The 23,970-nt window shown below is 61.7% G+C and carries 23 protein-coding genes; 14 read left to right on the forward strand and 9 right to left on the reverse strand.

All coding sequences use genetic code 11. The features are described from left to right. The 9 genes from dnaA (at window position 1) to MSTE_RS00050 (ending at window position 10,430) form a co-directional block, all read left to right on the forward strand. Entirely contained in the window at window positions 1–1,476 is a 1,476-nt protein-coding gene (dnaA, locus tag MSTE_RS00005; protein WP_096498265.1) for a chromosomal replication initiator protein DnaA, read from the forward strand. Between the two features lie 692 nt (window positions 1,477–2,168). Then, complete coding sequence (gene dnaN, locus MSTE_RS00015) at window positions 2,169–3,368, forward strand: DNA polymerase III subunit beta (protein WP_096498266.1); 1,200 nt, start codon at window positions 2,169–2,171, stop codon at window positions 3,366–3,368. Window positions 3,369–3,417: 49 nt separating this feature from the next. Continuing rightward, on the forward strand, window positions 3,418–4,311 hold the full coding sequence (gnd, locus tag MSTE_RS00020) for a phosphogluconate dehydrogenase (NAD(+)-dependent, decarboxylating) (protein ID WP_096498267.1): 894 nt from the start codon (window positions 3,418–3,420) through the stop codon (window positions 4,309–4,311). Window positions 4,312–4,330: 19 nt separating this feature from the next. Continuing rightward, entirely contained in the window at window positions 4,331–5,479 is a 1,149-nt protein-coding gene (recF, locus tag MSTE_RS00025) for a DNA replication/repair protein RecF (protein ID WP_162291330.1), read from the forward strand. After that, window positions 5,472–6,023: a DUF721 family protein gene (locus MSTE_RS00030; protein WP_096498269.1), complete on the forward strand. Its 552-nt coding sequence runs from the start codon at window positions 5,472–5,474 to the stop codon at window positions 6,021–6,023. The genes recF and MSTE_RS00030 overlap by 8 nt, the downstream gene beginning before the upstream one ends. 212 nt (window positions 6,024–6,235) lie before the next feature. After that, entirely contained in the window at window positions 6,236–8,263 is a 2,028-nt protein-coding gene (gene gyrB / locus MSTE_RS00035; RefSeq protein WP_096498270.1) for a DNA topoisomerase (ATP-hydrolyzing) subunit B, read from the forward strand. A 138-nt stretch (window positions 8,264–8,401) separates the two neighbouring features. After that, window positions 8,402–9,592, forward strand: coding sequence for a WXG100 family type VII secretion target (locus tag MSTE_RS00040; protein ID WP_096498271.1), 1,191 nt, complete (start codon window positions 8,402–8,404; stop codon window positions 9,590–9,592). Further along, window positions 9,589–9,846 carry a hypothetical protein gene (locus tag MSTE_RS00045; RefSeq protein WP_096498272.1) on the forward strand — a complete coding sequence of 86 codons (258 nt, stop codon included), beginning with the start codon at window positions 9,589–9,591 and terminating at the stop codon, window positions 9,844–9,846. The genes MSTE_RS00040 and MSTE_RS00045 overlap by 4 nt, the downstream gene beginning before the upstream one ends. Window positions 9,847–9,851: 5 nt before the next feature. Beyond that, window positions 9,852–10,430, forward strand: coding sequence for a DUF3558 family protein (locus MSTE_RS00050; RefSeq protein WP_231897176.1), 579 nt, complete (start codon window positions 9,852–9,854; stop codon window positions 10,428–10,430). Between the two features lie 117 nt (window positions 10,431–10,547). Here MSTE_RS00050 and MSTE_RS00055 read toward each other — a convergent pair whose 3' ends face one another. The 8 genes from MSTE_RS00055 to MSTE_RS00090 all read right to left on the reverse strand — a co-directional run bounded on the left by MSTE_RS00055 (window position 10,548) and on the right by MSTE_RS00090 (window position 16,869). After that, the gene (locus MSTE_RS00055) at window positions 10,548–11,753 is read right to left on the reverse strand and encodes a hypothetical protein (RefSeq protein ID WP_096498274.1); all 1,206 of its coding nucleotides are present in this window, start codon (window positions 11,751–11,753) and stop codon (window positions 10,548–10,550) included. 15 nt (window positions 11,754–11,768) lie between these two features. After that, a complete protein-coding gene (locus MSTE_RS00060) occupies window positions 11,769–12,365 on the reverse strand; it encodes a DUF3558 domain-containing protein (RefSeq protein WP_231896959.1) in 597 nt (198 codons plus the stop codon). Further along, on the reverse strand, window positions 12,362–12,760 hold the full coding sequence (locus MSTE_RS00065) for a hypothetical protein (RefSeq protein WP_231896960.1): 399 nt from the start codon (window positions 12,758–12,760) through the stop codon (window positions 12,362–12,364). Before MSTE_RS00065 ends, MSTE_RS00060 begins: the two co-directional genes overlap by 4 nt. Window positions 12,761–12,946: 186 nt before the next feature. Next, complete coding sequence (locus MSTE_RS00070; RefSeq protein ID WP_096498276.1) at window positions 12,947–13,255, reverse strand: hypothetical protein; 309 nt, start codon at window positions 13,253–13,255, stop codon at window positions 12,947–12,949. Between the two features lie 121 nt (window positions 13,256–13,376). Continuing rightward, window positions 13,377–14,819, reverse strand: a complete 1,443-nt coding sequence (locus MSTE_RS00075; RefSeq protein ID WP_096498277.1) for a hypothetical protein — start codon at window positions 14,817–14,819, stop codon at window positions 13,377–13,379. Between the two features lie 17 nt (window positions 14,820–14,836). Next, window positions 14,837–15,112 (reverse strand): hypothetical protein, encoded by a 276-nt coding sequence (locus MSTE_RS00080; RefSeq protein ID WP_162291332.1) that lies wholly within the window; start codon window positions 15,110–15,112, stop codon window positions 14,837–14,839. Window positions 15,113–15,318: 206 nt separating this feature from the next. Beyond that, the gene (locus MSTE_RS00085; RefSeq protein WP_096498279.1) at window positions 15,319–16,023 is read right to left on the reverse strand and encodes a methyltransferase family protein; all 705 of its coding nucleotides are present in this window, start codon (window positions 16,021–16,023) and stop codon (window positions 15,319–15,321) included. A 9-nt stretch (window positions 16,024–16,032) separates the two neighbouring features. Next, a complete protein-coding gene (locus MSTE_RS00090) occupies window positions 16,033–16,869 on the reverse strand; it encodes an arylamine N-acetyltransferase family protein (RefSeq protein ID WP_096498280.1) in 837 nt (278 codons plus the stop codon). Between the two features lie 142 nt (window positions 16,870–17,011). Here MSTE_RS00090 and MSTE_RS00095 point away from each other — a divergent pair, with 142 nt between their 5' ends. The 4 genes from MSTE_RS00095 (at window position 17,012) to MSTE_RS00110 (ending at window position 20,322) form a co-directional block, all read left to right on the forward strand. After that, entirely contained in the window at window positions 17,012–17,236 is a 225-nt protein-coding gene (locus tag MSTE_RS00095) for a hypothetical protein (protein ID WP_096505239.1), read from the forward strand. 16 nt (window positions 17,237–17,252) lie between these two features. Next, window positions 17,253–17,540 carry a hypothetical protein gene (locus MSTE_RS00100; RefSeq protein ID WP_096498281.1) on the forward strand — a complete coding sequence of 96 codons (288 nt, stop codon included), beginning with the start codon at window positions 17,253–17,255 and terminating at the stop codon, window positions 17,538–17,540. A 9-nt stretch (window positions 17,541–17,549) separates the two neighbouring features. Then, the gene (locus MSTE_RS00105; protein ID WP_096498282.1) at window positions 17,550–19,124 is read left to right on the forward strand and encodes a DUF4185 domain-containing protein; all 1,575 of its coding nucleotides are present in this window, start codon (window positions 17,550–17,552) and stop codon (window positions 19,122–19,124) included. A 625-nt stretch (window positions 19,125–19,749) separates the two neighbouring features. Continuing rightward, window positions 19,750–20,322: a YdeI/OmpD-associated family protein gene (locus MSTE_RS00110; protein ID WP_096498283.1), complete on the forward strand. Its 573-nt coding sequence runs from the start codon at window positions 19,750–19,752 to the stop codon at window positions 20,320–20,322. 5 nt (window positions 20,323–20,327) lie between these two features. Here MSTE_RS00110 and MSTE_RS00115 read toward each other — a convergent pair whose 3' ends face one another. Further along, a complete protein-coding gene (locus MSTE_RS00115; protein WP_162291333.1) occupies window positions 20,328–21,293 on the reverse strand; it encodes an SAM-dependent methyltransferase in 966 nt (321 codons plus the stop codon). A 154-nt stretch (window positions 21,294–21,447) separates the two neighbouring features. On the opposite strand from MSTE_RS00115, the gene gyrA reads away from it, so the two are divergent. Continuing rightward, a complete protein-coding gene (gene gyrA, locus MSTE_RS00120) occupies window positions 21,448–23,961 on the forward strand; it encodes a DNA gyrase subunit A (RefSeq protein WP_096505241.1) in 2,514 nt (837 codons plus the stop codon). The last annotated feature ends 9 nt before the right edge of the window (window positions 23,962–23,970 follow it).

Consider the following 23,970-nt stretch of genomic DNA (forward strand, 5'->3'; position numbering starts at 1 on the left):
TTGACTGATGAACTGAATTCCCAGTTCACGGCGGTATGGAATACCGTCGTCGCAGAGCTCAATGGTGACGACAACCAATATTTGTCGAGTTTTCCGCCACTGACGCCTCAGCAGCGCGCCTGGCTCACATTGGTCAAACCACTCACCATGGCCGAGGGTTTCGCCCTGCTTTCCGTGCCGTCCAGCTTCGTGCAGAACGAGATTGAGCGGCACCTGCGCGGACCGATTGTGGAGGCCCTTTCCCGTCGCCTCGGCGAGAACGTCGAGCTGGGTGTACGGATCGCGGCACCGGCTCCTGGCGAAGATTTAGAAGTCGCCGGCGCCGCGCCCGAACTCGAGCTCGACGAGGTCGATGAGACCACCGAGGCACTTGCTAGCGCACACGAATCGTGGCCGTCGTACTTCATCAACCGTCCGGGCGGAGCCGACAAGGCGGAGACCCCCGATACGAGCCTCAATGCGCGCTATACGTTCGAATCTTTCGTCATCGGCGCGTCCAACCGCTTCTCGCACGCGGCCGCCGTCGCGGTGTCCGAAGCTCCCGCCCGGGCCTACAACCCGTTGTTCATCTGGGGCGAATCCGGGCTGGGTAAGACGCATCTGCTGCACGCCGCCGGGAACTATGCCCAGCGCTTGTTTCCCGGTATGCGCGTCAAGTACGTCTCTACCGAAGAGTTCACCAACGACTTCATCAATTCTTTGCGCGATGACCGTCGCGTCGCGTTCAAACGCAGCTACCGCGACATCGATGTTCTCCTCGTCGACGACATTCAGTTCATCGAGGGCAAGGAAGGTATCCAGGAAGAGTTCTTCCACACCTTCAACACCCTGCACAACGCCAACAAGCAGATCGTGATCTCGTCCGACCGGCCGCCGAAGGGCCTGGCCACTCTTGAAGACCGGCTGCGCACCCGCTTTGAGTGGGGCCTCATCACCGATGTTCAGCCCCCGGAACTGGAAACCCGGATCGCGATCCTGCGCAAGAAGGCGCAGATGGATCGGCTGGACGTCCCCGATGACGTCTTGGAGCTCATCGCAAGTCGGATCGAACGCAATATTCGTGAACTCGAGGGTGCGCTCATCCGGGTGACCGCATTCGCCTCGCTGAACAAGTCCCCCATCGAGTTGTCGCTGGCCGAAATCGTGCTGCGCGACCTCATCCCCGACTCAAACTCCATCCAGATCAGCGCTGCCACGATCATGGCGGTCACCGCGGAGTACTTCGATACCACCGTGGAAGAACTTCGTGGGCCCGGCAAGACACGTGCACTGGCCCAGGCACGCCAGATCGCCATGTACCTCTGCCGCGAACTCACGGACCTCTCGCTGCCCAAGATCGGCCAGACGTTCGGACGTGACCACACCACCGTCATGTATGCCGACAAGAAGGTTCGCGGCGAAATGGCTCAGCGGCGTGAGGTTTTCGATCACGTCAAGGAGCTCACGGCCCGGATCCGCCAGCGCTCCCGGCACTAACCTAAATTCCTCCCCTTACCCGGCCCCCGCGGCCGGGTTTTTTGTCCCGCAGCGGCGCGTCGGGCTCTCAACACGTGCGTATTTCAAGACTTTTCAGGATTTTTCTCGATGATTTTTTGTCACCTCGTCTGGCTCACACGTCACATCCACACCAATCGGAGTTGTGCACAGGACTGTGGACTGCTGTGGGGCAAACCTACGATCAGTTGGGGGTTGCTGAACGAATGACATGTCCTCCACATCCGCGGGCCGCAACCCTCATCGGAATCCACAAACTCCTGACAGCCCCGATGAGCCTCTGTCGTGCGACAACACTTGTCTGTCCACAGATTCCACAGCACCTACTAATACTGCTTAGATCTCTATCTAATCTTTCTCTCTAAAAGCAGTTGTGTGGATGGACGCGTCAACAAGGACCGTCCAGCCGGTAACCCGGCGATGGACTTCAGGGATCGTCGGAGAGACGGATCCGCTTTCCCGATGCGTCGAAAGCATCTACGGTTGTGCTTCGGAAGTCGCATGGCCTGTCGACTTCCCACTCCGAGTGACAGGACTTGTGCGCGTACCCCGGTTACCTTCCGGGGGTCGTCCGATGCGCTGTGAACGCTGTCACCCGGGCGTGCCACGATGGCTATCACGGATTTTTGTGTGCAGACAGTCCGACCTGGACAACGAGGAAGCGAAGGGTATTCATGGATCTTGCGAGCCCCACTGCCGCAGACACCAGCCTGAAGTTCAGGGTCGCGCGCGACGACTTCGCCGATTCGGTGGCGTGGGTTGCGCGGAGCCTGCCCTCGCGGCCGACGGTTCCGGTATTGGCAGGTGTGCTGCTGACCGCGCATGACACAGGTCTGACACTCTCGGGCTTCGATTACGAGGTTTCCGCCCAGGTGCAGGTGCCGGCGGAGGTAGCCGCCTCCGGTAGTGCGCTGGTGTCGGGCCGACTGCTTTCGGACATCACTCGGTCGTTGCCCAACAAGCCCGTCGATGTGGCTTTGGAGGGCACACGCCTGCTGATCAGCTGTGGAAGCGCGAAGTTCTCACTACCGAGCATGCCGGTCGAGGATTACCCGGCCTTGCCCTCGCTGCCGGAGGAGACCGGTGCTCTAGGTTCTGAGGTGTTCTCCGAGGCGATCGGCCAGGTCGCGGTCGCCGCGGGCAAGGACGACACACTGCCGATGCTGACCGGTATCCGCGTTGAAATCAATGGCGACACAGTCGTTTTGGCGGCAACAGACCGCTTCCGTCTGGCCGTTCGGGAGTTGAAGTGGACTTCCGGATTTGGTGAGACCAGTGCTGCGGTATTGGTTCCGGCCAAGACGTTGTCGGAGGCGGCGAAGTCGGCGTCGAGCGGATCCGACGTGCAGCTTGCGCTGGGAGCAGGCTCGGCGATCGGATCCGAAGGTCTGTTGGGCATCGTCAGCAACGGCAAGCGCAGCACGACGCGCCTGCTGGATGCGGAGTTCCCCAAGTTCCGTCAGTTGCTGCCGACCGAGCACACCGCATTGGCGACAATCGGTATCGCGGAGTTGGTGGAAGCCATCAAACGTGTTGCGCTGGTTGCCGATCGTGGAGCGCAGATCAGGCTGGAGTTCGAGCCGGGACTGCTGCGTTTGTCGGCGGGTGCCGATGACGTGGGACGTGCCGAGGAAGAGCTCGAAGTGGATTTCGTCGGTGAACCGCTGACCATCGCCTTCAATCCGACATACCTGACTGATGGTCTGGGATCGCTGCACTCGAATCGGGTGACTTTCGGTTTCACCACCCCGAGCCGTCCGGCGGTATTGCGTCCAGCGGAAGACGATCAAAGCTCGCCGGAAGGCCCCGGGCCGTTTACGGCAGCGCAAACTGACTATGTCTATCTATTGATGCCGGTGCGCCTGCCCGGCTAGGGCTTGCGCCCCAATCGATATAGGTACTGGTCATCGGAGGTTATGGGTCATGCAGCTGGGTTTGGTTGGACTGGGCAAGATGGGTTTCAACATGCGCGACCGGCTGCGCGCCGGTGAGCATGAGGTCATCGGGTACGACCCACGTCCGGAGGTCACCGATGTGCCGTCGCTTAAAGCGCTGGCAGAGGCGTTAGAGGCGCCGCGCGTGGTGTGGGTGATGGTGCCATCGGGCCCCATCACCCAAGAGACAATCGCTGAGCTTGCCGAGGAGTTATCCGAAGGCGACCTCGTGATAGACGGCGGTAACTCACGATTCACCGAGGATCAGCCGAACGCAGATCTCTTGGCCGCCAAGGGAATTGGCTACATCGACGCGGGTGTCTCCGGTGGGGTGTGGGGTAAGGAAAACGGCTACGGGCTGATGGTGGGCGGCAGCGACGCCGATGTGGCGCGCGCGTTGCCCATCTTCGACACGCTGCGCCCCGAGGGTGATCGCGCGGACGGCTTCGTACACGCCGGCCCGGTGGGCGCGGGCCACTACGCCAAGATGATCCACAACGGTATCGAGTACGGCCTCATGCACGCCTACGCCGAGGGGTACGAGCTGCTGGCGGCCGAACCGCTGATCACCGATGTGCAGGCCGTGTTGCAGGCCTGGACCAAGGGCACCGTGGTGCGGTCATGGCTGCTGGATCTGCTGGCCAAGGCTTTGAAGGAAGACCCCGGCTTCGATGCGATTTCCGGATACACCGAAGACTCGGGCGAGGGCCGCTGGACCGTCGAAGAGGCCATCAACCACCGGGTGCCCGCGCCGGTCATCGCCGCGTCATTGTTCGCGAGATTCGCTTCGCGGCAGGAAGATTCGCCAGCGATGAAGGCGGTCTCGGCGTTGCGTAACCAGTTCGGTGGCCACGCGGTCAAGCGCGTCGGTCTTTCCGGCTAAGGGACCCGCGCGGACCGACGTGTACGTACGACAGCTGGGATTGCGGGACTTCCGGTCATGGGAACGGGTTGACCTGGAGCTCGAACCCGGACGCACCGTATTCGTCGGTCCCAACGGTTACGGAAAGACCAATCTGGTTGAGGCCCTGTGGTATTCGTCGACTCTCGGATCGCACAGAGTTGCCACCGACGCCCCCCTGATACGCAACGGTGCGGAGCGGGCGGTGGTGTCGACCATCGTCGTCAACGACGGCCGGGAACTGGCGGTCGATCTGGAGATCACTGCTGGGCGGGCCAACAAGGCCCGGATCAACCGATCCCCGGTGCGCAGTCCACGCGAGATCGTTGGAATTCTGCACGCGGTGCTCTTCGCGCCAGAGGACCTGTCCTTGGTGCGCGGCGATCCGTCCGACCGACGCAGGTTTCTCGACGACCTGTTGATTCAGCGCCGTCCTCGGATGGCCGGAGTGCGTGCCGACTACGACAAGGTGCTTCGGCAGCGCACCGCGCTACTCAAGACCGCAGGTGCGGCGCTGCGACAGCGCAGTGACCAGGGTGTGCTCGATACCCTCGACGTGTGGGACGGGCACCTGGTGGCGCACGGTGCCGAATTGCTTTCCGCGCGTATCGAATTGACACTCGAGCTGCGGCCACTGGTGGAAAAGTCGTATCAACTGTTGGCGCCCGCGTCGCGGCCGGCCGATATCGCGTACCGCAGTAGCGTCGAGGGTGTCGAGGGAGAACTTTCGGTGGACCGCCTCGCGGAGGCGTTGCATGCGGGGCTGGCCGCCAAGCGGTCGGCGGAGATCGAGCGCGGAGTCTGCCTGGTGGGACCGCACCGAGACGATCTGGAATTGCGACTCGGAGACGGGCCCGCGAAGGGTTTCGCCAGTCACGGGGAATCGTGGTCTTTCGCGTTGGCTCTGCGCCTTGCTGCCTTTGATCTGCTCCGTTCCGACGGCACCGATCCCCTCCTGATGCTCGACGATGTATTCGCAGAACTGGACGGTGCCAGGAGGAGGTCGTTGGCCACTGTGGCGGCCGATGCGGAGCAGGTGCTGGTGACGGCGGCGGTTCCCGACGACGTTCCCGAGGAGTTGTCGGCACGCACGGTTACCGTCGACGTACAGGAAGATTCTTCGGGACGAAAGTCGGTGGCACATGAATGACGAAGAGGCCTGGCCGCCGGAGCACCTGGCCGGGGTCACGGGGATGGATCTGGTGCGCCGGGTGCTCGAAGAGGCACGTGGCGCGGCCAAACAGCAAGGTAAAGACATCGGCAGAGGCGGCAGGTCCCCGCAGCAGCGCCGCCGGGTCGCAGGAGGGCGTCGCACGTGGTCAGGTCCTGGCCCGGATGCGCGCGACCCGCAGCTGCTGGGACGGGCCGCCGGCGATTTGGCTAACCGCCGGGGCTGGTCCTCTCGAGTCTCCGAGGGTGCGGTATTCGGGCGGTGGGAGGCTGTCGTCGGCGAGCAGATCGCTGCACATGCGACCCCAACCGCCTTGAACGAGGGCGTGCTGACAGTGGCTGCGGAGTCCACCGCCTGGGCGACGCAACTGCGGCTGGTGCAGGCACAGCTGCTAGCGAAGATCGCGGCGGCGGTGGGAGACGGTGTGGTGACGAGTTTGAAGATCTCCGGGCCGACCGCGCCCTCCTGGCGTAAGGGTCCCCGGCATATCGCCGGACGCGGTCCGCGCGATACCTACGGCTGAGGGCTCATCGCCGCGTCGTGCCGTAGAACCGACGTCTAGAGCGCCTGACACGGCCTGATCCGAGATATGCGACGGACGGCGTAAATAGAGGGGATGAAACATGCCCTGAAGCTAGGTGCCGCCGGTACAGACCAGTAGGATGTTGGTAACACGGTTCGCTGGGTCTGTGGCCCGCGAGAGTCGTTACTTCCAGACAGGAGACAAAGTCGATCGTGGCTGCGCCGAAGAAGAGTGCCAAGAGCGAATACAGTGCCGACTCGATCACCATCCTAGAGGGGCTCGAAGCGGTCCGGAAACGCCCCGGCATGTACATCGGGTCCACCGGTGAACGCGGTCTGCACCATCTGATCTGGGAAGTTGTCGACAACTCCGTTGACGAGGCGATGGCCGGCTACGCCACCACCGTCGAGGTGACGATGCTTGAGGACGGCGGCATCCAGGTCAAGGACGATGGCCGCGGTATCCCGGTGGCCATGCACGCATCCGGAATACCCACCGTTGACGTCGTCATGACCCAGCTGCACGCTGGCGGCAAGTTCGACTCCGATTCCTATGCGGTGTCGGGCGGTCTGCACGGTGTGGGTATCTCGGTGGTGAACGCGCTCTCGACCAAGGTCGAGCTGGAGATCCTGCGCGATGGCCACGAGTGGCAGCAGGTGTACACGGCCTCGGAGCCGGGGACGTTGCAGCAGGGCGCGGCCACCAAGAAGACGGGTACCACGGTCCGATTCTGGGCGGATCCGGAAATCTTCGAGACCACCACCTACGACTTTGAGACGGTCGCCAGGCGTCTGCAGGAGCAGGCCTTCCTCAACAAAGGTCTGACCATCAAGCTCACCGACGAGCGTGTGAGCAACGCCGACGTGACCGACGAAGTGGTTAGCGACACCGCCGAGGCGCCCAAGACCGCGCAGGAGCAGGCTGCGGAATCGGCTGCCCCGCATAAGGTTAAGAACCGCATCTTCCACTACCCCGATGGCCTGGTCGACTTCGTCAAGCACATCAACCGCACCAAATCAGCCATCCACACCACCATCGTCGACTTCTCCGGAAAAGGTGAAGGCCACGAGGTCGAGATCGCGATGCAGTGGAATGCCGGCTACTCCGAGTCGGTGCACACCTTCGCCAACACCATCAACACCCACGAGGGTGGTACGCACGAAGAGGGATTCCGTGCGGCGCTGACGACGGTGGTCAACAAGTACGCCAAGGAGAAGAAGCTTCTCAAGGAGAAGGACACCAACCTCACCGGTGATGACATCCGTGAAGGGTTGGCGGCGGTCATCTCGGTAAAGGTCGGCGAGCCTCAGTTTGAGGGCCAGACCAAGACCAAGTTGGGCAACACCGAGGTCAAGTCGTTTGTGCAGAAGGTATGCAACGAGCAGCTGCAGCACTGGTTCGACTCCAACCCCGCCGACGCGAAAACTGTGGTGAATAAAGCGGTTTCGTCGGCACAGGCACGGATCGCGGCGCGTAAGGCGCGCGAGCTGGTCCGCCGCAAGAGCGCCACCGACATCGGTGGGCTGCCCGGCAAGCTGGCCGACTGCCGCTCCACCGATCCGTCGAAGTCGGAACTGTATGTGGTGGAGGGCGACTCGGCCGGTGGTTCGGCCAAGAGCGGCCGCGACTCGATGTTCCAGGCCATCCTGCCGCTGCGCGGCAAGATCATTAACGTTGAAAAGGCCCGTATCGACCGGGTTTTGAAGAACACAGAAGTCCAGGCAATCATCACCGCACTGGGCACCGGTATCCACGATGAGTTCGACATCGCCAAGCTGCGGTATCACAAGATCGTGCTGATGGCTGACGCCGACGTTGACGGCCAACACATTTCGACGTTGCTGCTGACGTTGTTGTTCCGTTTCATGCGCCCGTTGGTCGAGCACGGGCACATCTTCCTGGCGCAGCCGCCGCTGTACAAGCTCAAGTGGCAGCGCAGCCTGCCGGAGTTCGCCTACTCCGACCGCGAGCGCGACGGATTGATGGAAGCAGGGCTTAAGGCCGGCAAGAAGATCAACAAGGACGACGGCATCCAGCGCTACAAGGGTCTTGGTGAGATGGATGCCAAGGAGCTGTGGGAGACCACCATGGATCCGTCTGTGCGTGTGCTGCGTCAGGTGACACTCGACGATGCCGCCGCGGCCGATGAACTGTTCTCGATTCTGATGGGCGAGGACGTCGAGGCGCGTCGTAGCTTCATCACCCGAAACGCCAGGGACGTGCGCTTCCTCGACGTGTAGTGGCTCTCGCCCAACTGGCGAGATAGTTGCGGATTCAATTTGGTCTTGAATCTTTTTGTCGGACGGTGGAACCGATCCTGAGAGCTTGGCGTCGTATCTCTACAAGTGGGATAAGAGAGACGTCAAGGAGCGACGAACATGTCGGAACGCTTTTCGGTGCGGCCGGAACAACTTAGCCGGGCTGGTGCAACGGTTGAACTGGAGTCACGGTACGTCGACCGCATCACCTACCTGCTGGGTACTGAAGCGGTGCCGAAGAGCGATTTCGTAGGCCTGATGGGCGAGCTGCGTGAGCCCATCGAAACGTTGATGACCAAGACTCGCGATCGGTATGACCAGCGGCAGACCACGCTGCACATGACGGGCGATGAACTGCGTTCCCTGGCGAAGGTTTACCAAGAAAACGAGGACAACAACTCCCGGCGCTTCCGTGAGGGCGGGGCACCTGGTGGGCACGACCAGAATCGCCCGGGCGATCCGGGGATGCCGATGGGTCCCTATGTGCAAAACCTGCCCGATCTCACCGCTCCGGAAGCGAAAACCGCTGACGTGAAGGCCATCGTGGAGGACACGATGAGTTGGCTCGCCGATGTCAATGGTGCGATCAAAGACCTGATCGGCTGGGATGCGATTGAGGAAGGTATGAAGCCGCTCCTCGGAAACTGGGAGGAACTGACTCGAATCGGTCAGGTCTACGGAAAGTCCGGGACCGGCATTGAGGCGGCGGGTAAGGAGTTCTCGACCACAACCGTCGCCCTGAAGCCGACTTGGGATGGACAGGCGGCATCTGCTTTCGATGACTACGCGGCCAACCTTGCTGGAGCGATGCAGGGCGAGGGTCCGTTGATGCGGGTCCTGGAGAAGAGCATGGCGAAGCTCGCCAAGCAGATCGAGGAAATGGTCCGGACCGCCTGCAAGACAATTCAGGAGAAACTGAAGGAGGAAGTCGACACTAGCTCGGTGTGGGCTTGGCTCAAGCTGCTTGCGAAGAAGATCCCGATTGTCGGCTGGGTCCTGCAGGGAGCCCGCATTATTCAGATCTTGTGGCAGGTCTACGAAAAAGTAAACGAGATCATTGATCAGATCGAGAAGACGATCGCGCTGCTCAAGGAAATCATCGCCTTCGCACAGAATCCCGAGCAGTACCTCCAGGGAGCCGCAGACGCAAAGATTGCTGAACTCAAAAAGAAGATGGACGACGCCCAGGCCACGGCTGAGTTGGGGGTAGACATCGCTAGTCTGCCTGCGGCGGTTCCGGCTATCGTCAAGGCGCCCAAGGACAGCTATTCCGGAGGCTTTGGCGCCGACCCGTGGAAGGACGCGCAATGACCGAAGCATTGGATTGGATCATGCAGAAGGTCGAAACCCGGATCGCTGAAATGGAACAGGTGCGACTCTCTGTCGAGGAATTCATCGCGACACCGATCGACGAACTTGTTCCCCCCGTTGTCGCAGACGACCAGCAGCGACAACCCGCGGAGACCACCAAGCCAGTGCCTCGGATCCAGCTTCCTACGGAAGCAGAATTCGAAGAAGATGACGCATTCGCGTTCCGTAAACCGTACCGTAGGACAGATTGGTGAGATTCATGTTTAGGCGTCACGCCTGGATTCCGTTGTTACTGTTGCCCATTGCGGTCGCTGGTTGTCAATCTACGAAACCTTCGGCTTCGAGTACGGGTACGAGCGGTGCAACGACAGTGAGTTCGAGCGCCACGAAATCGACTGCGTATCAGCCGTTTACGCCGCCGACCGATCCATGCAGTGCGATCCAGCCCGAGGCTCTTCAAGGTCATGGGACCGCGCCGTACGATGCTCATCAGAACAAGAGCGACCCGGCGCCAATGGTCGGGTGCGTCTACCGGGATGCCAACGAGGCGTTCGTGTTGCAGACGAGCCTTTTCAAGAACGCAGATGGCGCCTCGATGAACCGGGCTCTCCACGCACGGGCAGTAACGGAGCGCGGCCTCGAGATCTACGTTTCCACCGAGGCCGCTGACAAGTGCGATGCCACGATGGTCGGTCCTGACGACAATCTGGTCGTCTTCAAGTTCGAGCCGACACCCGAGGCGGTGGCGAATGCTCAGCTGCCCCCTGGCCAGACCTGGTGTGATCGATCTACTGCGGTGATGGTGCTCGCAGGAGAACGCCTGGGGTGGACGCACTAAACACAGAGCGCTATTCGGTGCCGCACTGGAGCCCAGACGCCTCTTCCTGTAGCCCCCGAAGTTAGGGGCTAAGAATTTTGGTGCGGAGCGGTTACGAGGGCCTTGAGCGGTTCACGCTCACTCGTATTTGACGTCCCAACCGAGCTTTTTATAGCGCTGCTTCTCACGTTCTTGCGCCTGCTTGTCGGCCTTCTCCTGCTCGCTCCAGTCGCCTATGACGGCCGGTGATGCCTTGGGTAGGTCGCCCATGAACTCGTAGGTGTTGTCGAGGTTGATCAGGATCGCCGGGGTTTCGTGGTCGTCGTCCTCGTCGTGACCGCCCTTACCATGGGCGCCCGCGCCGCCCATCATGCCCATGGGACCCATTGCGCCGCCGCGTACTCCGGCCGCACCGACGGCGGCCGGGTTGGTACCCGCCCCGCTTGTGGCTCCGCCCGGAAGTCCGCCGCCGGCGCGCAATGCGCTGGCACCGCCGGCGGTTCCCGAGGCGAGTCCTGTCCCGCCGGCAGAGCCGGAAGAGCCATAACCAGCAGCGGTCGTTGATCCCAGAGGAAGCCCGGAACCGCCTGTGCCCGTTCCGGAACCAAACGGCGAGCTTCCCCCGGCACCAGCGCCCGATCCGGATCCAGCACCTTGGCCGCCGCCTGAGCCGCTACCGGAACCGGAACCGGCGCCCTGCCCCTGGCCGCCTTGTCCCTCGCCGTTGGCGAGCTGGGGCTTGGTGTCCTTGTTGGCCAGACCGTCGGTGCCGCCGCCTGGGGACTGCAGATTGTTACCGGACCCACCACCCGAGTTGCCGCCCCCGCCGCCGCCACCTCCACCGCCCGGCTGCTGAATAGAACCACCGCCAGGGGTTTCCGAGGCGGCGTCCGCAATCTTGGGTCGGGTGACGTCCATGGGCGTGCTGTACGTGCTTTGAGCATCTTGGGCGAGTTGGAACGTAGCGTCCTCACGTTGTTTCTTGGTGGCGTCGTCCGGCAACTGGTGCCGTCCGGGCACCCCAGACGAAGCATTGAGCGTGCCGCCGTCATTGGCGAGGGCGGCGCTCATCTTGTAAGTCTTGTTTTGGAGGCCGTCGTCGGTGATTTGTTCCATGTACGTCGCGCGTAGTGCAGCTTGCGCGGCTCTAGGCCCCGAACCGGCCCAGAACTTCTCGTCGTTCAACTTGTCGTGCGCTGTTTTGAGCCTCTCGAGCGACGTGTGAATGGTCTGAGACGTCTTGTACCAGTCCGCAATCAGCTCGGATGCGTTGTTTTTCGACAGCGCGGACAGCTGTTGGCTGATCGTCTCGAACGACTTTCCGTACCAGTTATCGTTTGCCACGGTGGTCCTCCCCTACTACTTCGGAAGCTTTTGTGCGGTTAAGGTCGCGACCTCGACGGCCTTGGTGCAGGCGTCGGGAATCTGATCAAGTGCGGGTGGGTCCGAAACGGCCAATATGATTCCTACCGTTGCCTTCTCGGAAGGAAGTTCCACGTAGCAACTGCGCATATCGCCGGGCTCATCGCGATAGGTCGCGCCGTTCAATCCTTCGATCGTGATGGGTTGGGCCCCGGGGAACTGCGTCTGGTCGAGATAGTGATCAACGGAACCATTGAGAACCGTGATCTGAACGCGCCAACCGGCGCCATACCATTTGCACCCGCGTAGGAGGGTGGAGTCAATCTCTTTGATCGATGTGGGGTCGAGACCGACTCCGCGAAGATCGTTATCGCCGTAAGCCGCGCACGGGTCAAACGTTGTGCCGTCGTTCTTACTGGTGGGCGATCGGTGCGGTATGGAGGAGGCGCTTGTTGGGGCGCTGGTAGTCGACTTAGTTGCCGTCGCGCCCGTTGACGAGGTGCCTAACGGTTCCCCGCCGGTTTGAGTTGTGCACGCGGTGATGCTGGCCGCTGCCAAGAAACCAGACAGAAGGGCAACACGTCCGGCTTTCACGCGGTCACCGTGATCTGCACCCCGCCGAGCTTCTCGGCGATGTTCTCTGCGGAGAGCTCGTCGACGCGCGAGTAGACCTGTTCCATCGCAATGAAGTGGTCAATTTGCGCGGTGTAAATGTCGCGTTGGGCCTTCAGTTTGTTCAACAGCGTGTCGACTTGATGCTGGTAGTGCTCGACGGCTTGGGTGCCGGAGGCGAGTCCGTCCGCCTCCCCGAATCCCTGCGCCTTCTTGAAGGCACGGGCATCGTCAATTGCCTGGTCGATCTCATCGCGCGCGGCGAGCACTAACTTCGCCATCGTCTTGCCAGCGTCCGCCTCCATGTGCAGCTTTCCCGTGGCACGGTCGCTCTTGGCCTGCGTGAGGATGTCCTGGAGACCAGGGTTGTTGCCCACGTCAGTCGTCTGAGACCCCATCGCTAACCCTCCACCCAGAAAACGCTCATGTATGGATGGACGTAGCCACCCCCGCTTCGGTTCCATTTTGCCGCGACAAATTTCCGGTGACAACGCGGGCGATTCTGATCGCACGGATCTTCGAAGGATAACCTCAGGCTAGGACGCCTTTCCCGAGTCGAAGCCTCAGCCCTGGCGAGACGGGTCCCCACCGAGCCCTGCGGCGGTCCGGTCGTCGGTCCCGATGAATGCGATGCTGGTCATCCGAAGTTTGTCGCGATAATCATCGCAGCGCGCCCCGTCTCCGGTCATCAGCCCCGCTAGCCGCTCGACGGCGGGTCCGATGTCGGCCATCTGGTCGGCGTAGTGAGAGCCAAATGTCTCGGCCCGCAGCTCGCAGGACCGAACCTTGTCCCCTTGAGCCCGTAGACCCTCGGCGGCTCGCCCCCACACACCCGCCAAGCTCTCGACACCGTCAGAGTCGAGGTACGTCATAAGAACGACCCTTCTTAGTTTCAACTACCTGTTCGGACGCGGGTCCACGCGGATCGGTTCCATGTGTTTTGGGCGGGTGACGGGCCGGGCAGGTGGCGGTGAGCTCGACAGGGTGGGGCTCCTAGAACGGAACCGTGCTGTACCCGGGCGGGGCGGCGGTTCTGTTCCGGAGGAATCTCTCCAAGGTTGCGCGGTCGCACGGATACGGCAGCGTCCCACCGTTCCGGGTACCCGCCGAGGTCCGATTGGAGTCGTTGACCCAGTACTGCGGTTGGCCGTTCGCATCGAATGTCACGCGTGAGATCGATAAGAAGTGTCCACCGCCAGGCGATACCGAGCCGTTGACAATCACCTGGCGCCCGGCCTGTAGATCTGCCGTCATCTGATTGGTCAGCTCCGCGATCGCCTCTGGCGAGTTGCTTGTGGCGTTGTTGACGGCGGAGTCGATGCCCAGGCTCTGCAGCTGCTGGGTCATCAGACCGGGCCCTCCGGGGAAGCCGTCTCGCTCGGCGCCGGGATCGTAGATTTGGACGCCTTGCCAGCGGGTGATCTGGTCGATCTCCGCCCGATTCGGTGGGAAGTGCAGGGGCGCACCGTCCATCAGCTTGTTCTGCACGTCGGCGGGAAGGTTGATCTCCTTGCCATTGGGTCCTTCTCGCGTCCCGTACTTGTTGGCCAGAGCGCTCGCCAGCGCCCACCGGGAGCAGTCGCCGCCGCCGGCTTCAAGCGAGTACTGCGACCACTGGCCCACCTGATCCTGTTCCTCGGCGGTGAGTGGATTCCCCACGGCCGGAACGTTTTCGCCGATGTTGAGCGCTTGGCGCAGGATGGTGTAGTTGTCGGTGACGAATTGGTCCATGCTGGTGTTGGCGTCGTTGAAGGCGGCGATGGCGGTGGCGACCGCACCGATGACACTGGTGCGTAGGTCGTCTTTGACTTGTCGGGCAGGCCAATTGACGCCGGGGCTGCCGTGCCAGGCGTACAGATGTTTTTCTGAGCCCTCGACTCCGGTGTTGTTGGCGCTGATCGCGGCGGCGCCGGTGATCAACCGGTTGGCGAAATCTGTTGGATTGTTCTGAATGGTTCCCTCGATCATCAGCGTGATCGCCGCGGTGTATTCATCTTGTTTTTTGTTCAGGCCGAAGTACAGGTTGTCGTCGACACCTTTCACCGCGTCCTGGGCGTCCTTCAGCTTCTGAAGATTGGTCTGCAGCTGTTCGGTGTTGGCTTTGTATTTCTCCCACGCCGCATCGGCGGCATGGCCTTTCACGTACTGCGAGAGGCGTTCGGTCTCCCCGATCAACCCGATCTGCTCGGTGCCACCGGTGACGGCATCTTGCAGGTGGTCACCGGATTCGCGGATCACCTTCAAATCGATGTCGGCTTCCTTGTAGTAGGCCGACTCAAAATCGGCGGCACTGCGGTCCATCGGCAGCCCGGACAAGTCGACCCCGGCCTGACTCAACTCGCTCTGGTGAGTCTTCAGAATCTCCCAGTACACACAAAAATCCCGAATCTTGGCACCGTCATCGAGCACCTGCCGACCCGTGTCATAAACCACCATCACAACCCCCCGCAGCCCTAGAACTTCAGCCGGTTTCCGCGAAATTCCCAGAAACTATCCTCGTCGTCCCAACCGGCTGGGGTCAGCCGCTTCGGGGACGCATCGTTGGCCGCAATAGGGAACTTCTTCACAGGCGGGGGTGCGTTTCCTGCCTCCCAGACGGCACGTTCTCGTGCCTGGCGGGTCTGCTCGGCCCGGATTTCCTGGAAGCGCTGGGCAGTTCTGAGTTTTCGAGCCTCAGAGGAGCGCCCAAACTCCAGTTGTAGGGCGTACAGCCTGTCCGCGTACCCCATGTCCCGATGTCCCTTCATGCCCCAGAAGTGCCCAGATTCCGCCTCTAAGTACTTGAGACGCGGGTATGCCAGATTCGGTTCCATCGGATTCGGACGTGTGGAGAACCGCGCCACGCAGGGTGGAGTGGGCTCGACGATTCAGGGTCGTAGCGCTTGTCGCGCATCAAGATCCACGCATGCGGGTGAGTGCCGCGCGGATCTGGGGACTACCAGATGCCGGGTACCAGCCGGAATCGAACGCGGGCCGCGTATTCGGGGTAGCCGTCGAGTTCTTGGGTGAGCAGGCGCTCTTCCCCGACGGCCCGAAACCCCAGTGCGAGGACGGTCGCAGCGGATCCGATCAATCCGTACCAGGAGCCCAGCAGCAGGGGCGTGCCCACCAGGAACGGGATCGCCCCCGAGTACATGGGATGGCGGACATAGGCATAGGGGCCGGTATCGACAATCGAATGTCCGCGCTCTGCTTGAACCTTCACGACGGGCGCGGCAAAGCTGTTGGCGCGGAAGACGAGCACCATCGAAAGCAGCGAGACGGCGATGAGTACCGCGCCCACGACCTGGATCCAGACCGGCACCGTCGACCAACCCCAGCGATGGTCGAGTGCCGGTACCGCGAACCAGACCGGCATACCGACTATCGCGAACACCATAAAGACTTTGTCCCAGGAGGTTTGGTTGGGCTGACGAGGCGAGCCGAGTCGCTCGGCCAGCAGCGCCGGGTTGTCGTTGAGCAGCCACAGGTGCACGCCCAGGTTCAGGACAGTGACCTCAATACCCAGAATCCACAACTGAGGCCAGTTCCACGTGCCGGCGGTCAGTATCAACAGCCCGCCCAGCGCGACGGTCGACACGATGTTGGCGACGAGCAGCTTGACCAGCAGCCGGGTCTTCGACGGAATGGCCTGGGGCATGCGTCGACGTTACTGCTCGGCCAGCCGTTCCAATAGCAGTGACGAGTCATCGTCCTTTAGTTCGATACCGAAGATTTCGCGAAGTGTCACCACGACTTCCGCGGGTGCCAACTGCCGGGTCTTTCGGCCGATGCCGGGCCGGATGTCGTGCAGGTCGCGATGGTCCAGGATGTACGCGTGATCGGGCGCGATCTTCTGTACGAAAACCCTTGTACTAAAGGGTGAATGGGGACTCGATGCGACAAAGTAACTCGCGGCGCGATAGTCGATCGGGTACTGAGGTTCGAGCACGAAGGTGTATCGGCTCATCCACCCCGGTCGCGTCCCGTCCCCGGCGGCCTCGGACAGGGTCCAGCCGTCGGCGCCGGGTGTGACCTCGCCGCGTAGCAGTCGGTACGTCCACGATCCGTCGTCGATGGTGTCCTCGTCGACCACGCGTATCGGGGCAAGAGGGCTGGTGCCGAATCCGACATCGCAGAGCCACTGTTGTCCGTCCAGACGGACCACGAGCATGCCGTGCGTCGCGGGCCGAATGGTGGTGGCGCCCATCTGTACGCGCCCTTGAATTCCGAAGAAGTCGAAGCCGAGGCGCTCTAGAACTGCAGCGAACAGGGCGACATGCTCGTAGCAGTAGCCGCCGCGGGGTTCGCGCAGCAGCTTCGCCTGAACCGTCGGGATGTCCAATGCGACGTGTTTATGTAGCACCGCATCGAGGTTCTCCCACTTGACGTTCAGGACGTGCCCACGCTGCAGGCGACGCAGGGTGTCCAGGGACAGCGACCGGGCGCCGTCGAAGCCTATGAAGGCCAGGTATTCGTCGAGCTCGAGCTCGTCTCCGTTCCACATGGTGGGGACAATTTACTAGCAGCTCTGGGTATCGCTGTAGCGCCGCAGACCATATCTGGCAGAAGGGTGGAACCGAATGGCTCGCCCGCGCGTCGGAGCACAATAGAAGGGGAATTCTGTCCGGGATCGGGAGGTGAAGGTCGTGAATGACGAGCAGGAGCTGCAGCGTGAGCTCGACCTGATCCGTGGTGTCGCCGACCGCAGTGTCATGGATATCGAAGCCGCTGGCCGGGAGGCCATCGCAGAAATCGATCGGCGGGCCACCACGACTCCGGGACAGGATGCGCAGGCTCAGGTGAGGTCGCCTGCGTCGCCACCATCGGATCTTGACGAGGATGACTTCTATCAGTTCCAGAGGTTCCGCTGATGACGGAGAGTGGGCCGTGGGACTACAGATAGATCTCGATCAAGCCCGGCAAGTAGCGGCAGGCTTGAAGGGCCTCGGTGACCATTTGATGCCGGCCGGCTCACCCGCCGCAGAGGGTGCGGGCCCGGAAAAGTCCGTGGCCGCCACCCTGGCGGTGTCCGTGTCGAGCGATCATGTCGCTAAGGAGTACGGCACTTTGCTTCAGGAGGCGGCCGCGTTCTTGGGTCACGCGGTCCAGACGTTCGAAAATATGGACCATAACAACGCGGCCAACATCAATGTTGCTGGACCACAGAGTATGTAGGTCCGTGCGATGCCCACAAAGACAGAGATTCTCAACTGGCGAACGGACCACCTTGGCGCAGCGGCTAAGTCGTGGGGCGACCAAGCTACACAGCTTGAGTCGGCAGTCAACGGTGCACAGGGATTGCTGGACAGGCTGCAAGGTTCAGGCCAGTTTGTCGAGGCATTTCGGACGCGGTTGAAAGGCTATATCGACAAAACACGGCCGAAAGTGGACAAATTGAAGTCCGCCAAGCAGGTCGCGGAATCGTCGGAACAACAATTGAAGGGCGCCAAAGACAAGGCCGTGTATGCCGTTCACGATCCCGAAGACGAAGACTTCAACGTGAACGAGGATCTGTCGGTGACCGAGCGGCGGTCACATTCTGGGCTCGATCGTCTGAAACGGGCGATACGAAGGCGATGGCTGCAGGGCATTCTTGCTGTGAGGGCAAACGAGCTGGAGGCGACGGACAACGCGATTGCACGCAAACTGCATGAAATTGCGCAAGACCTAGGCAACTTCCATCTTGAGGGACCCGATGGCAATACAGACTTCAGTGGTCATCGACTTAAGCCTGGTGAATCACGGAATTTGGGACCCGTCGCAGGCACAGGCGCGCCTATCCCGGGGATCGGCTCCGCCGACCTGGGCGAAGTCATCGAAGTGCCCGACGGCAAGGGTGGGAAGAAACTGATCGCTGTCTTCGGTGATTCGTTCAACACGGACCACGTCCCCCGTCCCGGCGAGGCGGCGGATCATTACAAATCGGTGGCCGTCGAAATTAAGGGATTTGATGAGAACGGCAAGCCCATCTGGGGCAACGTTCTCACAGGTTACGACGGCGAGAACGGTAGGCCTCCCTTGTTCCCGACGACAGGACTCCCGCCGGAGGCTCAGAACACAAACACTCTTCCCGCAGGCAGCATCGTGATGAGAGATGGGACCACTTACATGATGGCCGCGGGTACGAACGATCTCCACCCGACGGGAGGCTCTTGGCTGGTTAAGGCCGGGGACCCCTCGCAAGGCGGCTGGCCACCAGAACCCGGCACCTGGCGCGCGGGCGACAAAGCGCCGTCGCAAATCAGCGGATACCAGGCCGCGGACGGCACGGTGTACATCGCGGCAGACTCGTTCGACCGCAATCAGCAGGTGGCGATGTATCGCGTGCCGCCGGGGGGCAATGTCTTGGATCGTGACTCATGGCAACCAATGACAGAATCCGGATGGGGTAAGCCTGGAGACTCTCCGAAACCTGTGACGGGAACTCCCTACGGCGAACTTAGCCTCCGGGAGGTGGGTGGAAGGCCAGTGCTTTCAGGGCTCAATATGGGGACGGATCCGCTCAATGGCACCGCTCGCGTCGAGATGCGAGTGGGTAACGCAGGCGACCCCTCAAGCGTCTTTGGGCTTAACTCACCCACTACCGTTCTGATGCAACAGTCAGATCCGAGTGCACCCAATTTCGTACTCCAGAATTATGGCGGGTACATATTACCGGGCTCCACGCTGGATAATATGCGTGTGTTCGGAAGCCAGTGGGTGGTTGCTAATGGAACGCCATACAACACACAATTGATCGAAGTTAATCCCTACCACTAAAGTAGCAATATCGTGATAAAAAAATTCAGCAAGGGGAAAAAGGTGACTATCAGAGCAGCTGCAGTAATAGCAATGATTGTCGGAGTATCGGCGTCCTGTGCCTGCAATGCGGCCGCTGAGCCGTTGAAATTTCCCGATATATCTGGATACGTAGCGGTCAATATCCAAGACTTTGACATACCGTTAGTTACTCCAGGAAGGCAGCCGATAGCTGCGTACTACTTCCGTACTCCGGACGGTATCGCGTGCAGATTCTTCGAGCCCCCTTCTGCGTCATGTTTGGGAAATAACTTCCCAGGTGTACCGCCGGCGCCATCAGATCCGGCTAAAGGTATCAATGGACTAAACGCGATCAGTACTAATTCGGGTTTAACGCAAATCAATGAAACACTTACTCCGGAAACCGTGTCGCACTACCCTCTGTTGCCAGCCAACCATTCGATCACAGTTAACGGTGTGGTCTGTGGTGTCGATGACAACGGCACCACCGCGTGTAAAGACCCGCAGGGGCGCGGGTTCATTTTGTCGAAGCGGGGTTCGGGCTGGATTCCCAAGGTCTAATCGCGGAGTTAAGCACTTGGCCTTGAGTAGGTCCCCTGTCACTACCCACCCATAGGGTGTCCACATGGCCGCTGATCGCCCCACCATCTACTTTGCGTCGCAACGAGACTGGGAAGAGTGGTTGGAAGAGAACCACGAGGACTCCCCCGGTGTCTGGATCAAGATGGCCAAGAAGGCCAGTGGCATCCCCAGCGTCAACCACAAGGAAGCCCTAGAGGAAGCACTCTGCTTCGGGTGGATCGACGGACAAGCCAAGTCGCTCGACGAGCAGTACACCCTGCGCATGTTCACCCCACGTCGCGCCCGCAGCACTTGGTCGAAGATCAACGTCGGCCATATCGAACGACTCACCGGCGAGGGCCGGCTCAGGTCCGCCGGCCTACGAGAAGTGGACGCCGCCAAGGCCGACGGTCGTTGGGACGCCGCCTACAGCTCGCAGGCCACCATCGAGGTCCCCGACGACTTCGCGCAGGCACTGCGCGCCGAGCCGCAGGCGCAGCAGTTCTTCGACTCCCTCACCAAGACGGCGCGCTGGCCGTTCCTGTTCCGGCTCACCACCATCAAGAAACCGGAGACTCGCGCCCGGCGGATCGTCCAGTACGTCGAGCTACTCGCGCAGGGGAAGACGTTGAGCTAGTGCGCTCAGGCTTTGTGCGCAACGGACACGATGTAGTCCGAATGCAGCGAGAAGAGCCGCATACCCACCGAATTGAACTGCGCTCGCAGCAGTGGGTTGACATGTTTCATATCGGGTTGGCGTAGCCGCTTGGCCAGGAACTTCGACAGCGGTGGATAGACGTCGTCGGCGATGGACCATGTCTCGGCCCGCGCAAAGCCCATGTCCAGCAGCAGATCCCGATAGCCCTGGACATCGACGGCCCAGGGCACCGCGCTCGGTGGCGCACCCTGCCAGCCACGACGCGCCACCTGATTGCGTGCCAGCGCGGTGAGCGCGGTGCGCCGCGGGACGATGTCCGCCGTTACCAGCCGCCCGCCGGGCTTGAGGACGCGCAGCGCCTCCCGGAAGAAGTCGATACGCGACGGGAAATGAAATGCCGACTCCAGCGCCACCACCTTGGTGCAGGACTCGTTGCCGAAGGGTAGATCGGTGGCCGAGGCCTTGACATAGGAGACGGTGTCGGACAAACCCGCCTCGGCGACCCGTTGAGTCGAGATCACGATCTGCTCTTCGGCGATGTTGACCCCGGTGATCTTCTTCACCTTGAACTCGTTGGCCCACAGAATGTCTTGATCGCCGTACCCACAACCACAATCCACCACCACATCCGTGGCGGTGAACCCCGCGCTGGAGGCAACCAGGCGTGCCAGGTCGCGGCTGGCCTCGTCGAGGGTCGTCGGGTGGTCACGCCAGTATCCGAAGTTGATGAAGAGCGACTCTTCGCCGAACAAGTTCTGCGGACCGACGATGTCGTAGACCATTCCGGTCTTGGGGCCGTCGGCGTTCGATACCGCGACCGCCGCCATGCGCCGCCACTCGTCGGCCCATCGGCGTAGCCGTTCGCCGGTGGATTCTTCGGTGAAATCGGACGTCAGAGGGGTCATGGCTGGCAGCTCCCTTTCGGCTCTGGCCGCCTCGTTGCGGCTCACGCCTGCGTAACGAACAGTACCGGATACTTGGGATATCGGCATCTAAAGCCGCTGAGAACGACGCACGGGCCTGGATCCGAGAAACCCATCGCAGAAGTGACTAGGCTGGTGGGGTTGCCCGGCCTTCTCCGGGCGCAGCATGAACGAGGAGCACATGACCGACACAACGCTGCCCCCCGGCGGTGACGACGCCGTCGACCGGATCGAGCCGGTAGACATCCAGCAGGAGATGCAGCGCAGCTACATCGATTACGCCATGAGCGTCATCGTGGGCCGCGCTCTGCCCGAAGTGCGCGATGGCCTCAAGCCCGTGCACCGCCGCGTCCTCTACGCGATGTACGACTCCGGGTTCCGGCCCGATCGCAGCCACGCAAAGTCGGCGCGCTCGGTGGCCGAGACCATGGGTAACTACCACCCGCACGGCGACTCCTCCATCTACGACACTTTGGTGCGTATGGCGCAGCCCTGGTCGCTGCGCTACCCGCTGGTGGACGGCCAGGGAAACTTCGGCTCTCCGGGTAATGATCCGGCCGCCGCCATGCGTTACACCGAGGCCCGGCTCACGCCGCTGGCCATGGAGATGTTGCGTGAAATCGACGAGGAGACAGTCGATTTCATCCCAAACTACGACGGCCGTGTCATGGAGCCGACCGTACTGCCGAGCCGGTTCCCGAACCTGCTGGCCAACGGCAGCGGTGGTATCGCCGTCGGTATGGCCACCAACATGCCGCCGCACAATCTGCGTGAGTTGGCCGAGGCGGTGTACTGGGCACTCGACAACCACGAGGCCGACGAGGAGACCACCCTCAAGGCAGTCTGCGAAAAGATCACCGGACCCGACTTCCCGACATCCGGGTTGATCGTTGGGACACAAGGGATTCACGAGGCCTACACCACCGGGCGTGGCTCGATCCGTATGCGCGGAGTCGCCGAGATCGAGGAAGACGCCAAGGGCAGAACGTCTTTGGTGATCACAGAGTTGCCGTACCAGGTCAACCACGACAACTTCATCACCTCGATCGCCGACCAGGTGCGCGACGGCAAGATCGCCGGCATCTCCAACATCGAAGACCAGAGTTCCGACCGCGTCGGCCTTCGAATTGTGGTGATACTCAAGCGCGATGCAGTGGCCAAGGTGGTGCTGAACAACCTTTACAAGCACACCCAGCTGCAGACCAGCTTCGGCGCCAACATGCTGTCGATCGTCGACGGTGTCCCCCGCACGTTGCGCCTCGATCAGCTGATCCGGCATTACGTCAATCACCAGTTGGACGTCATCATCCGGCGTACCCGGTACCGGTTGCGCAAGGCCAACGAGCGCGCACACATCTTGCGCGGTCTGGTCAAAGCCCTTGATGCCCTTGATGAAGTGATCGCATTGATCCGCGCCTCGGCGACGGTCGACATCGCGCGCCAGGGCCTGATCGAGCTGCTCGACGTCGATGAGATCCAGGCGCAGGCCATCCTCGATATGCAGCTGCGTCGCCTGGCGGCGTTGGAGCGGCAGAAGATCGTCGACGACCTGGCCAAGATCGAGGCAGAGATCGCGGACCTCGAGGACATCCTGGCCAAGCCGGAGCGTCAGCGGGCCATCGTCCGGGACGAACTGAGCGAACTGGTCGAACGCTACGGCGACGACCGTCGCACGCGCATCATCTCCGCCGATGGCGATGTTGCCGACGAAGACCTCATCGCACGTGAGGACGTCGTCGTCACCATCACCGAAACCGGATACGCAAAGCGCACCAAGACCGACCTGTACCGCAGCCAGAAGCGCGGCGGTAAGGGCGTGCAGGGTGCGGGCCTCAAGCAGGACGACATCGTCAAGCACTTCTTCGTGTGCTCGACGCATGACTGGATTCTCTTCTTCACCACCAAGGGCCGCGTCTACCGCGCCAAGGCGTACGACCTGCCCGAGGCGGCCCGTACCGCGCGCGGTCAGCATGTGGCCAACCTGCTGGCCTTCCAGCCGGAGGAGCGCATCGCACAGGTCATCCAGATCAAGAGCTACGAGGACGCCCCTTACCTGGTGCTGGCCACCAGGAACGGTTTGGTGAAGAAGTCCAAGCTCACCGATTTCGATTCCAACCGCAGCGGTGGTCTGGTGGCCGTCAACCTGCGTGACGGCGACGAACTGGTGGGTGCGGTGTTGTGCGCCTCCGAGGATGACTTGCTGCTCGTCTCGGCGCACGGCCAGTCCATCCGGTTCAGTGCCACCGACGAGGCGTTGCGGCCGATGGGCCGCGCTACCTCCGGCGTGCAGGGCATGCGATTCAACGGCGAGGATGAGCTGTTGTCGCTCAACGTCCTCCGCGAGGGCACCTACCTGCTGGTGGCGACGTCGGGCGGCTACTCCAAGCGCACCGCGATCGAGGAGTACCCGGTGCAGGGACGTGGCGGTAAGGGCGTGCTGACGGTTCAGTACGACCCGCGCCGCGGTTCTCTGGTGGGTGCACTCGTCGTGGACGAGGAGTCGGAGCTGTACGCCATCACCTCCGGCGGCGGCGTCATCCGCACCATCGCGAAACAGGTTCGTAAGGCCGGTCGTCAGACCAAGGGCGTGCGGTTGATGAACCTCGGCGAGGGCGACACCCTATTGGCAATCGCGCATAATGCCGATGAGGGTGATGCTGACCCTGACGACGACACAGTCGGCGCAAGCGAGTAAGGAGCTGTA

This window comes from [Mycobacterium] stephanolepidis (assembly GCF_002356335.1).
GTDB lineage: Bacteria > Actinomycetota > Actinomycetes > Mycobacteriales > Mycobacteriaceae > Mycobacterium > Mycobacterium stephanolepidis.